Source organism: Melittangium boletus DSM 14713 (assembly GCF_002305855.1).
GTDB classification, from domain to species: Bacteria; Myxococcota; Myxococcia; order Myxococcales; family Myxococcaceae; genus Cystobacter; species Cystobacter boletus.
In genome coordinates this window covers 4,410,578-4,422,529 of the sequence record NZ_CP022163.1, presented here as the reverse complement: position 1 = coordinate 4,422,529, position 11,952 = coordinate 4,410,578, and the positions used below count along the sequence as shown (strand labels likewise).

Below are 11,952 nucleotides of genomic sequence, written 5' to 3'. Positions count from 1 at the left end.
ATGATTCTCAAATTCAAGTCATTGGCCGATGGCGCCGAGTACCGGCCCTCCGCCCGGAAGGAACAAGGACCGAGCATGTCATCCAAGCGCAACACCTCCACTGGCATCCATTCGGCGAAGGGTTTCTCTGGAGGCATCCGCGGCGCCTTGTGGCCCGTGGGCCCGGCGGCGGTCGGCCTCGCGTCGGCCCTGGTCACCGGAGGCGCGCTCGCCCAGGAGTCCACCCCTCCGCCGGACGCGCCCCGGACCGAGAGCACCGCGCCCGCCCCGGAGGCTCCGAGCACGAAGGGCACGGAGAACACGTTCGTGCTGCCCACGGTGCAGGTACAGGAGAGCGCCGAGGAGAAGAGCTACCACGCCGAGGAGAGCGCCCTGCCCCGGCTCACCCGGCCCCTGGTCAACACGCCGCAGTCCGTCAGCGTGGTGCCCGAGCAGGTCATCGAGGAGCAGTACTCGACGACGGTGCGCGAGGCGCTGCGCAACGTGTCGGGCATCACGGTGAGCGCGGGCGAGGGCGGCCGGCAGGGAGACACCTTCAACCTGCGCGGCTTCTCGGCACAGACGGACACGTTCCGTGACGGCGTGCGCGACCTTGGTTGGTTCACCCGCGACACCTTCAACCTGGGCGGCGTGGAGGTCTTCTTCGGTCCTTCCGCCGTGCTCTTCGGCCGGGGCTCCACGGGCGGCGCCGTCAACCTCGTCACCAAGAAGCCCGTGCGCCGCTCCCAGCGCAGCGTGAGCCTCACGGGCGGCACGGCGCCCTCGGGCCGTCTCGAGGCGGACATCAACGAGGCCCTGAGCGAGCGCGTCCAGGTGCGCGTCAACCTGCTCGGCCAGCGCGCCAACGTCGCGGGCCGCGATCACACGCAGGAGAATCGCGTGGGCTTCGCGCCCTCGCTCGCCGTGGCCCTGGCACAGAACACCTCGCTGGAGGTCGACTACTTCTACCAGCACGAGGCCAGCATCCCCGACTACGGCCAGCCCTACTACAACGGCTATCCGGTGGGCATCAGCTACGGAGTCCGCCGCGACGCCTGGTACGGCGTGAAGGCCGAGGATCGCGAGCGGGTGAATGCCCACGTGGGCACCGCGCGCTTCCAGCACCGCTTCGGCGAGGGCGGCGCCTCGAGCCCCCGGCTCACCAACACGCTGCGCCTGGGCGGCGTGGATCGCTTCGCCCGCCCCACCGCCCCGCGCGGGCTCGCGCCGGCCACCAACCCGCTGACGATCGGCCGGCAGCGCTTCGAGACGAACACCGACAACCTCTACCTCATCAACCAGACGGACCTGCGCGGCGAGCTCACCACGGGCATCGTCAAGCACACGGCGAACATCGGGCTCGAGCTGTCGCGCGAGTCGAGGGATCAGGACCGCAACAACCTGGTGGGCTCGACGACCGCCAACCTCCCCGCGGACCTGTTCGACCCGGACCCCGCGCCGGACCTGTCCTCGGTGAGCCGCGTGTCCACGGGCTACAACACGAGCCGCCAGTGGGACGTGGGCGTCTACGCGGCGGATCAGCTGGAGATCACGCGCTATGTCGAGGTGCTCGCCTCCGCGCGCGTCGACGTCTTCCGCACCCGCTACTCGGCCGTGAGCGCCACGGGGGAGAAGACGGACCTGGACAACAAGGACACGCTCTTCAACTGGCGGCTCGGACTCGTGCTCCACCCGCTGGAGAAGACGAGCGTCTACGCCATGTACGGCACGTCCGCCAACCCCTCCGCCGAGGCGGGAACGCTCGCCAACAACAACGCCACGGTGGACCCCGAGAAGAACCGCATCTACGAGATCGGCGCCAAGGCGGAACTGCTCGAGGAGCGCCTGGGCGTGACGGGCTCGGTGTTCCGCATCGAGAAGACCAACGCGCGCGTGGCCAGCGCCGACCCGTCCGTGCCGCAGCTCGTGCTCGATGGCGCGCAGCGGGTGCAGGGCTTCAACCTGGGCGTGACGGGCACCATCAACCGCTACTGGCGGGTGCTGGCCAACTACACCCACCTGGACTCGGAGATCCTCGCGAACCCCAACGCGTACCTGGTGGGCCAGCCGCTGCCGAGCACGCCCAAGCGCAGCTTCTCGCTGTGGACCACGGTCGAGCCCATCGAGCGGCTGAGCCTCGGAGGCGGCGCCGTGTACCAGGACGTGACGGTCGTGAACAACCCGGCCTCGGAGACCGCGGTGCTCAACAAGGTGCCCAACTACTGGCGCTTCGATGCCTTCGCCAGCTACTCGCTCTGGGACAAGCTCGACCTGCAGCTCAACGTGAACAACCTCACGAACAAGCTCTACTACGACCAGTACTACTCGGGTCAGGCCGTGCCGGCCGCCGCGCGCACCGCGTACCTGACCGCCCGCGTGCGCTTCTAGCCGCCTCCCGGCTGACCAGGGGAGGAAGCGGCGACCACCCTCGCTCTGCTAACGTCCTCGGCACGGCATTCTCCGCCGTGCCTCCCCATGCGCTGCCCGGTCTGCTACCGCCGCCTCGTCCCCGGCGCCGCCTGTGCCCTTCACGGAGCGCCCCCCCGGCCCTCCCTGGAGGCCGAGTCCTTTCCGCTCCCCCAGGTGCCCGGGCTCCAGTTCCGGGCACCGCTGGGCGCCGGAGGATTCTCCCGCGTCTTCCTGGCCACCCGGGAGGAGGACGGACGCGAGGTGGCCTTCAAGGTGGCGCTCGGGAACTTCTCGGGTCGCTTCGCCCGCGAGGCCGCCGCCCTGCGCCGCGTGGGGCCGCCCACCGTCCCCGCCCTGCTCGGCGAGGGGCAGGTCGGTGGACATGCCTTCCTCCTCCTCGAGTTGCTGCGAGGCCAGACCCTCGCCGCGTGGATGGCGCAATGGCCCGGCACCGGCGCCGTGCCCCTGCCCCGCGTGCGCGCGCTGCTCGCGGACTTGTGCGCCGCCCTGGAGGCCGTGCACCGCGCGGGCATCGTCCACCGGGACCTCAAGCCGGAGAACCTCTTCCTGCGCGAGGACGGAACGCTGAGCGTGCTCGACTTCGGCCTCGCGCGCTTCCTCGACACGCCCGACGCCGACGCGCCTCCGGAAGCCCTCCACCTCACCCGCACCGGCCAGCGGCTCGGCACGCCCTTCTACATGGCCCCCGAGCAGTGTCTGGAGTCACGCGACGTGGACGCGCGCACGGACCTCTACGCGCTCGGCGTCCTCCTCTTCGAACTGCTCACCGGCGCGCCTCCCTTCACCGGTGGGCCGGACGAGGTGCCCCACGGGCATGTGAACCTCCGGCCGCCCCGGGTCTCCCAACGCGCGCCCCTCCTCCCCCGGGCCCTCGACGACGTGCTCCTGCGCTGCCTCGCCAAGGAGCGCGCCGCGCGCTTCGACTCGGCGGCCGCGCTGCTCACCGCCTTCGACGCCGCGTGCCTCGCCACGCCGTCCATCTCCACGCCCTCCGAGGCCTCGCCCACGAGGCCCCAGGGCGTGCGGACCGTGGCGCTGCTCGGCGTGGGCGGAGACCTGGACGCGGCCTGGCTCGCCGAGACGGTGGCGCCCGAGGGCGGACTGATCGCGCGCGTCCACCCGGAGCGCTACCTCGTGGCCTTTCCCGAGCACCCCTCGGCCGAGGCGGGGCTGCGCGCCGCCACCCGCGCCGCGCGCCCGCTCGCCACCGAGCCCGGCCTCCGCCTCGTCCTCCACCTCGCGCCCCTGTACGTGCGCCCGGGCGCCTCCGTCCTCCGGCTGGCGGGCGAGGCCCTGGACCATCCCGCGCGCTGGTGGCCTCCGGACGAGGCCCGGACGGACGCGTCCCCGCGCGCCACGCCCGAGGCCGCCCTCCTCCTCTCGGAGGACGCCTCGCGCACCACCGCGCCCCCCCTCGCCGAGCCGCCGCCTCTGTTCGGCCGCGACGCGCTGCTCGACTCGCTCCTCGCGGACGCGGCGCGCGCCTTCTCGGGCCCCGGCCCGGGACTGACCCTGCTCACGGGCGAGCCGGGACTGGGCAAGAGCCGCGTCCTCGACGCGCTCGCCACACGGCTGGAGGCGAGCGGACGGGCCCGGGTGGTGCGCCTCGCCGCGACTCCTCCCGACGCGGGCCCACCCGAGGCCCTGCTCCAGGCGCTGTGGGCCCTCGCCGCCCCGGGCAAGCCACTGCCCTCTCCGCCCGCGGGGGCCCGGCGTCATGCGCTCGCCCGCGCCGTGGCCGGAGCCCTGCGCAAGCTCGCCCACCCGAGGCCCCTCGCCCTGCTGGTGGATGACGCGCACCAGGCGGACCCCACGGCCCTGGACGCCCTGGAGGTGGCCACGCTCGCGGCGCCGGAGGTGCCCCTCTGGGTCTGTATCGGCGCACGTCCGGAACTGCTCACCTTGCGGCCCCTGCTGGGCGAGCGCGCCGGCCACCTCGCCCACCACGCGCTGGCACCCCTCGAGCCCGACGCCCGCCGCGCCCTGCTGCGCCGCCTCCTGCGCCCCGCCGAGTTCATCCCCGAGCCGGTGCTCGCCCGCCTGGACCAGCTCACCCAGGGCGTGCCCCTGTCGCTGGTGGAGGTGGCCGGAGCGCTGCGCGCCTCGGGAGCGCTGCGCACCTCCGCGAGCGGCGAGGGGTACGTGGCGGCGGATGAGCTGTTGCACGTCTCGGTGACGCCCCTCTTCGAGAGGCTCGCCGCGCGCGCGCTGGCGCTCCTGCCCGAGTCGCACCAGGGCCTCGCCCAGTTGTGCGCGGTGCTCGGGCCGGAGCCGACGGTGGCCCAGGTGGACGCGGCCCAGCGCCACCTGGAGAAGACGGAGGACGGAGCCCGGGTGGCGAAACTGGACGCGGGGGCGGGCCTCGCGCGGCTCTCGCGCACGGGCCTGCTGCGCCCGGTGGATGCCGAGCGCTACGCCTTCCGCCAACCCCAGCTGCGCGAGGCCCTGGAGCGAGCCCTCCCCGCCGCGTGGCGCCGGACGTTGCACGCGGCGGCCCTGCGGAGCCTTGGAGGAGGCGGGAGCGAGGGCGAGCAGCGCCAGCGCGCCCGTCATGCCGCGGCGTGCGGCGCGCACGAGGAGTCCTTCGCGGCCTGGTTCGCCCTGGGCGAGGCCGCGCGGCGGGCCCACCGCCACGTGGAGGCCGAACAGGACTACACCCACGCCCTCGCGCAGCTGCCCGAGGGAGACTCCGCGCGGCGGGCCCGGGTGCTCGCGGGACGAGGCCGGGTGCGCTACCGCACCCACCGCTTCCATGAAGCGCTCGCGGACCTGGTCGCGGCGCGGGCACTGGCCCACGCCCTGGGCGACACCGCGCTGGAGGTGGACCTGCTCCTCGAGGAGGCCACGCTGGTGGACTGGCTCGAGGACGCGGAGGGCTCGGCCGCGCGCACCCAGGAGGCGCTGGACAAGGCCGAGTCGTTGGATGACCCCAAGTTGTCCGTGCGCTGCTCGCTCGCCCGCGCGCGCTACACCTGGAGGCAGGGGGACTGGACGCGCGCCACGCGGCTGCTCACCGCCACGGTGGAGTCGGCCACGCTCGCCCGGGACACGGAGACGCGCATCATCGCGTTGATGATGCAGGGCACGGGACTGTCGCTGGCCGGAGACGAGCCCGGGTCCTCGGCGGCCTTCGACGAAGCGCTCGGCCTGTGCCAGCGCGAGGGAGACGCGCTGCACCGGGCCGCCACCCTCATCAACCGCACCTTCCTCTGGCGGCTCCGCGGGGACCTGGCGGGCGCCGAGAGGGACTTGCGCGAGGCCATCACCCTGGGGCGAGAGCTGGGCCACGCGCAGGTGGAGCGCTGGAGCGTGGGACAACTCGCCGAGTGCCTGCACTGGATGGGGCGGGAGCGCGAGGCGCTGGGCCTGGCCCGGAGGGCGCACGAGCTGGGGTTGCGCTTCTTCCGCGAGCACCCGGTGGCGGTGGACGCGGTGCTGCTGGCGCGCGTGTGCGCGGCGCTCGGGGACATCGCCGAGGCGCGCACGCTGCTCGCCTGGCTCACCGCGAACTGTGCCCCCGAGACCACTCCGCCCAACACGCGGGCGCTGTGGCGGATGGTGGCGCTGCGCGTGCACGAGGCCGAGACAGGCACCTGGAGCGCCCCGGCCTGGACGACGTTGGCCTCGGAGACCGAGCCCGACGCCTCGGGCGACGAGCTGACGGAAGTGCTGCACCAGGCCGCCCTGGGCGCGCACGGAGCCGGACGGGAACAGGAGGCCCGGGAATGGCTCGGCCGGGCGCGAGCCACCGCGGCGACCTCCCCCCTGTGGCGCTCACGTCTGGACGCCCTGCATGTGGCCTGGGAGGCAACAGCTCCACCCCCGAAGCCGTAGCTCCCCAGGACACATCCGACCGCCCCCGTCCTCTCCCGCGAGCCCACCTTTTCATTGAATGGCCCACCCCATGCATTCACTTCTGAACATGGATTTCCCGCGAGTTCGGCTCACTCCTTCCTCTACGTACTCCCCGCTCGGAACGCTCGTACTGACCGTGTCGACGCTGTTGAGCGCGGGGGGATGCAACCCCGACGCCCTGGAGCCTGCGCCGGACGAGCCGGCCGTCTCGGCGGAGCAATCCCTGCGGGTGGCCAACTCGCTCACCACCCAGGCGCTGGTGCTCAACGCCATCTCCACCAATCCCCAGGCCATTCCCCTGCTCGTGGGCAATGGGCTGGTCCCGCTGTTCGCCCCCACCACGGGCAATGCCTACCTCCAGCAGCAGCTCCGGGATCCGGACGCGCGGCAGTTGATGTCGTACCTGGTGAGCTGCGCGTTGCCCAAGGGCAACAACGTCACCTGGATGGATCCCACCACGGGCCTGACGAACATCTGGGAGGGCAAGCTCGGGCTGTGCCCCCAGTGGAAGAGCGCGGCCCCCACGGAGACCTGCGAGCGTTGGGTGTCCGCCTGTCTGCTGGCGCGCAACAACGCCCAGGGCCGGCGCGTGGAGCTGTCCCTGCGCGGAGAGGATCCCTCCCGCCCCACGCTCTTCTCCCTGGAGAGCGCGACCAAGCCGGTCCCGTTCGACCCGAACACGGACGCGCCCGTGCCCAGCTACGGCACCTGTGCCTCGCCCGGCACGTCGGTGAGCCGCGATTGTGGCTGGAAGGCGGAGGGCATCGGCCGGTGCGTGCCGGGACAGGTGGTGCGGCTGGGGGCGGGCGGGCGCGCGCCGGATCAATGCGGCGCGGGCGCGGCCCTGGGCGCGGCGAGCGGGACGCGGATGATGCTGCGCGTGTGCGACGACATCTTCGGGTGTGATCACGGCGAAGCACGGGAGCTGGAGCGGAGCGAGGGCGCCTGCGCCACGACCTCCGCGGCGATGACGTTCACCTGCCCCGCGTCGGGCTTCTTCAACGTGATGTCCGCGCCGTACGACAGCACGCAGACGGGCGCGGTGGCGGTGGGCGTGGAGACGGGCACGCAGGCGTCCACGCGCTATCCGCTCTCCGAGGCCGAGGCGTTCTTCCTGCGCGAGGGCGCCTACTACGGCAACATCTTCGATCCCGATGCGCTCGCGGTCTCCGTCTATGTGGACCGGGAAGGCAAGACGCGCGGCAAGGAGCAGATCGTCCAGGGCTCGGTGTACCGCAAGATGTACTCCTGCCAGGCCGCGGGCTGGAGCGGCACGGCGGCCTATGCGACGCATCGGCTGTGCGCGGTGCCCGGCATGGGGTCCAACTGCGCGGCGACGTCCCTGGGCCTGTGCGTGGATCCCACGGACTCCCGATTCCCGGCCTCGCGGTGCCAGTACGACGATGGCCGCCTGGTGAAGGGGGATGGAGACTTCGAGGTGTGCTCCGATGCGGGCGGCAATAAATGGATGGAGCCCATCACCGTCTTCCTCCACGACGCCTGCGGAGTGGTGCCGGGAGCGCCCCCGGACGTCTGCCGCTCGCGCACCGTCAAGTAGAGGAGCCGAGGATGAAGGACAATGCCGCCCAGTCCCTGTACGGCGAGGAGCTGTCACCCGGAGCGCTCGTGGGCGGCTACGTCGTGGAGGACGTGCGCTACCGGGGTACCGTCGCGACGCTCTACCACGCACGCGAGGCGCGGAGCGGAGCGCCCGCGGCCCTCAAGGTGATGCGCCCCCAGTTCGCCACCGCGCGCGGGGCGCTGCGCCGCTTCCAGCAGGAGGCGGAGACGCTCAAGCGGCTGGACCATCCGCACATCGTGGATGTGCTCGAGCACGGGACGCTGCCGGACGGTCGGCCCTTCATCGCCATGGAGTGGCTGGAGGGAAGGGACCTGGCGGCGGAGCTCCTGGCGCGAGGCCCCCTGTCGGCGCGCGAGGCGCTGGACGTACTCGAGCAGGTGGGCTCGGCGCTCGGGGCGGCGCACGGCGCGGGCGTGGTGCACCGGGATCTCAAGGCGCAGAACGTGGTGATGCTGTCCGAGGGAGGCCAGGTGAAGCTGGTGGACTTCGGGGTGGCCAAGCTGCTGTCGCCCGAGGACGCGGGCACGGGGGCGACGAGCACGGGCATGGTGCTGGGCACGCCCCTGTCCATGGCGCCGGAGCAGATTCGAGGCGAGACACCGGACGCGCGCACGGACCTGTATGGCCTGGGCGTGTTGCTGCACCAGCTCGTGACGGGACAGCCGCCCTTCCAGGGAACGACGCAGGTGGAGTTGGAGGAGCAGCACCTGCACGCCCCGGTGCCGAGGGCGAGTGAGCGAGCACCCGTGCCGGTGGCGGTGGACGCGGTGATCGCGCGCTGCATGGAGAAGCGGCGCGAGGACCGCTACGCGGGGGTGGGCGGGATGCTGGAGGACTTGCGGCGCGCCGTGCGGGGCGTGGGTCCGGGCCACATCCAACAGGTGCGCGCGGTGGGATTGTACGTGGAGGCGCGGATGGAGGGGCGGGTGGACGACCAGGTGCTGAACACGGTGGACACGTTGCTGGAGGAAGTGCGCGCGAAGACAGACGCCCTGGGATTGAAAGTGATGGTGGAGGGAGGCAGTTTCCTGTTGAGCGTGGCGGCATTGCCAGACGAGCCGGACGCCGAGCGGGAGGCGCGGAGGCGGGTATTGGAGATGGCGCTCGCGCTCACCGAGGGGCGACAGGAGGAGACACGAGAGACGCGGGTGACCCTGGTCCCCACGCTCCACGTGGACCTGGCGACGCTGCGTCCAGGAGCGCTGGGTCGCAAGAGCCTGGGCGGGGGCCGCCTGATGCGGCTATCGGCCTGGACGGGAGGACATCCCGGCCATGGGGTGGTGGTGACGGAGGCCGCGCTCTCGGGACTCGAGGGCGGATTCCAGACACAACACCTCGCGGGAAAGGAGCACCTGCATCACGTCTGGAGGGACACCCCACTGCAGTGAACCCCCGAGGCGTCGGCTTCGCGCATTGACGCACCAGGACCGCCGACCTACGGTCCCCCCATGCGAGCCCGCTTGGCGATCCGGTTTCTGCATGTCGCCCTCATGAGCTTGGCGTGTGGACCCGCGCATCAGCAGGGCGTCGTTCCGATTCCGCCAGATGGAGCCCCCTACATCCCGGGGCCCATGCCCGGCTTCGGACCCTTCCCGACCCACTCCGATGCGCTCCTGGCCGCATGTCCCAAGCTGCTATCCTTCGATAACGCGGTCGCGACTCGACCCCAATCCCCCCATCTCAGCCGATACCGGAACGTGCCCAAGGAGTATTGCGCGTGGATCTACTCCACGCCCCAAGGGCAATATGAGATGAGCCTCGTCGCCATGAGCTCCAGTCAAAATGTGACGAGGTGCAGACTACCGGACCACGTTCTGGACCATCGCTTCACACCAGAAAGTCTTGGATATGTATTCGCGATTCACAACCACCCATTGGGTAGCGAGCTATCCGAACAAGACATTGGGTTCATCGTGGAGGAGGCCCGCATCCACGGCCTCACCGTGCACACCCACGAAAAAGAGATAGACCTCGGCATTGCCGCGTTCTTTTCGCGCAGCCAGAATGGAGGTCCTCCGGGTTGTGATGGTTTTTATCTTTACTACCCCAGAACTGGCGAATTGCTGAAATGGACTCAGTCGGATCAGCACGACTGGTCGAAAAGGACGTATGGCCGGGTCACATTGAGCGAGAAGTCCACACCTCCTGGATTCGAAATCACGATCGAAAAGGCCGAGGAATGACCATGCGACTGGGCGCCATCCTCCTCTTGTGCTGCAACTCGCTCCTGGGCTGCGCGCATGGACCATGCAGAGCGCTGGGCTCGCTCCTGGGTTGTGACTGCGTCAGTCAAAGGGAGCAACCCGAGTTTCAAGACATGAGCGTCGAACTCCCGGTCTTCAATTACGATCTACCCCTGGATACGGATCTGGATGGAGCAACCCTCCAAGCCATTCGCATCGCCGCGGACAATTTCCTCGACGCGGATCCGAAAGGAAAAGCCTGCGCGGAAAAGCAGTCCTCGTACCGGTACCGGGCAGTGAGACAGGGAGATATCATTTTCGTCCGAATCACCTACAAGCCCGAGAATTGTGGCCAGACCGTGGGCATGCTCGACGGCGGAGCCACCTATGCAGTCAGCGCGGAGGGCAAGCTCTTGCGCCGAAACCTGGATGGCCTCGGCGACTGGTAATGCTCACTTGATGCCGTGACGTCTGAGCAGGCGGTACAGGTAGACGCGGTCCATGTCCGCGCCCGTGGCCGCCTGGGACACCTTGCCCTGATGCTGCGCCAGGAGCGCGCGCAGGTAGCGCCGCTCGAAGTCATCCAGCGCGAGCCGGCGCGCCTCGGCGTAGGGCACCTTCGGGTCCACCTCGAAGCGGCTGCCCTGGGGCGCCACATCGGAGAGGGACAGCGTGTCCTCGAACACCAGACAGCGCTCCAGGTAGTTGCGCAGCTCGCGCACGTTGCCCGGCCACGCGGCCTGCTCCAGCTTCGAGATGAAGCCAGGCGAGCGCAACGCCTGGGTCCGCTCCGGCTCCGCGCCCAGCGCCAGGAGCGTCTGCTCCACGAGCAATTGCAGATCCTCGGGCCGCTGGCGGATGGGCGGCAGGGGAATGCGCAGCACCGCCAGCCGGAAGAAGAGGTCCGAGCGGAAGCGCCCCGCGTTCACCTCCGCGCGCAGGTCCCGGTTGGTCGCGGCGATGATGCGCACGTCCACCGGCACGTAGTTGTTGGTGCCCACGCGGCGGATCTCCCGCGCCTCCAGCACCCGCAGGAGCTTGGGTTGCAGCTCCGCGGGGAGCTCGCCCATCTCATCGAGGAAGAGCGTGCCCCCGTTGGCCTCCTCGAAGGCACCGATTCGCCGGGTGGCCGCGCCCGTGAAGGCCCCCTTCTCGTGGCCGAACAGCTCGCTCTCCAGGAGGTCCGCGGGAATCGCGCCGCAGTCCACCGTGAGGAAGGGTTTGTCACGCCGGGCGCTCGCCTGGTGGATGGCCTGCGCCGCCTGACTCTTGCCCGTGCCCGTCTCGCCCTCCAGGAGCACCGTCACGTCCCGGCCCGCCGCGCGCTCGAGCAGCGCGAAGCACATGCGCATGGGCACCGACATCCCCACGAGCGAGCCGAACCGGGTGAGTTCCGACACGGGCAGCCGGTTGTTCTCGGGGGTGTAGTCGAAGCGCACCACCACCCGGCCCAGGCGCAGGAGGCTGCCTCCGCGCAGGTATCCCTCGGCCACCTGGACGCCATCGAGGATGACGCCGTTGGTGCTGTCCAGATCCTTGACCCGCGCCCCCCGGGGCCCCACGCGGATTTCACAGTGGAAGCGAGACACCGTGGGGTCATCGAGGTTGAAGTCGTTGCTCGGGTGCGAGCCGATGGAGCACGCGTCCGACACGGAGTCCCAGACCGCACCGGGCGTGGGACCTTCCACCACGGTGAGCACGAAGCGCCGGACGGCGGGCCCCTCGGAGGCCTGGGGCAGGTTCGTGTAGGGCCGCGTCACGCTCATGTCCTGGGCATCGAGCGGACTCCCCGGCGCTCCGGCATCCTTCTGAGAGGGAGGCGCGCCACGGGATCGGTCAGACGGAGTCATGGCCCCACGCTATCACGCGGCCCCCACGGCGCGACGGATGGCGCGAGGAGTCACCGCCATGGACGAAGGCACC

Annotated in this window: 7 protein-coding genes; 6 read left to right on the top strand and 1 reads right to left on the bottom strand. The window is 70.9% G+C overall.

The features are described 5' to 3' along the window. The first annotated feature begins 75 nt into the window (after window positions 1-75). The 6 genes from MEBOL_RS18710 (at window position 76) to MEBOL_RS18685 (ending at window position 10,478) form a co-directional block, all read left to right on the top strand. A complete protein-coding gene (locus tag MEBOL_RS18710) occupies window positions 76-2,367 on the top strand; it encodes a TonB-dependent receptor (RefSeq protein WP_095982861.1) in 2,292 nt (763 codons plus the stop codon). Window positions 2,368-2,454: 87 nt separating this feature from the next. Next, on the top strand, window positions 2,455-6,243 hold the full coding sequence (locus tag MEBOL_RS18705; RefSeq protein WP_095978717.1) for a serine/threonine-protein kinase: 3,789 nt from the start codon (window positions 2,455-2,457) through the stop codon (window positions 6,241-6,243). A gap of 157 nt (window positions 6,244-6,400) precedes the next feature. Further along, the gene (locus tag MEBOL_RS18700) at window positions 6,401-7,822 is read left to right on the top strand and encodes a hypothetical protein (RefSeq protein ID WP_095978716.1); all 1,422 of its coding nucleotides are present in this window, start codon (window positions 6,401-6,403) and stop codon (window positions 7,820-7,822) included. An 11-nt stretch (window positions 7,823-7,833) separates the two neighbouring features. Further along, window positions 7,834-9,234, top strand: a complete 1,401-nt coding sequence (locus MEBOL_RS18695; RefSeq protein ID WP_095978715.1) for a serine/threonine-protein kinase — start codon at window positions 7,834-7,836, stop codon at window positions 9,232-9,234. Window positions 9,235-9,597: 363 nt separating this feature from the next. Continuing rightward, window positions 9,598-10,029, top strand: coding sequence for a hypothetical protein (locus MEBOL_RS18690; RefSeq protein ID WP_218920923.1), 432 nt, complete (start codon window positions 9,598-9,600; stop codon window positions 10,027-10,029). A 134-nt stretch (window positions 10,030-10,163) separates the two neighbouring features. Next, window positions 10,164-10,478, top strand: a complete 315-nt coding sequence (locus MEBOL_RS18685; protein WP_157775194.1) for a hypothetical protein — start codon at window positions 10,164-10,166, stop codon at window positions 10,476-10,478. Window positions 10,479-10,481: 3 nt separating this feature from the next. On the opposite strand, the gene MEBOL_RS18680 is transcribed toward MEBOL_RS18685, so the two are convergent. After that, complete coding sequence (locus tag MEBOL_RS18680) at window positions 10,482-11,795, bottom strand: sigma 54-interacting transcriptional regulator (RefSeq protein WP_245919885.1); 1,314 nt, start codon at window positions 11,793-11,795, stop codon at window positions 10,482-10,484. Window positions 11,796-11,952: the final 157 nt, after the last annotated feature.

Coding starts and splice junctions, on each gene's coding strand:
- MEBOL_RS18710 (WP_095982861.1), top strand. CDS start 76: ATGTCATCCAAGCGCAACACCTCCACTGGCATCCATTCGGCGAAGGGT.
- MEBOL_RS18695 (WP_095978715.1), top strand. CDS start 7,834: ATGAAGGACAATGCCGCCCAGTCCCTGTACGGCGAGGAGCTGTCACCC.
- MEBOL_RS18685 (WP_157775194.1), top strand. CDS start 10,164: ATGAGCGTCGAACTCCCGGTCTTCAATTACGATCTACCCCTGGATACG.
- MEBOL_RS18705 (WP_095978717.1), top strand. CDS start 2,455: ATGCGCTGCCCGGTCTGCTACCGCCGCCTCGTCCCCGGCGCCGCCTGT.
- MEBOL_RS18690 (WP_218920923.1), top strand. CDS start 9,598: ATGAGCCTCGTCGCCATGAGCTCCAGTCAAAATGTGACGAGGTGCAGA.
- MEBOL_RS18680 (WP_245919885.1), bottom strand. CDS start 11,795: ATGAGCGTGACGCGGCCCTACACGAACCTGCCCCAGGCCTCCGAGGGG.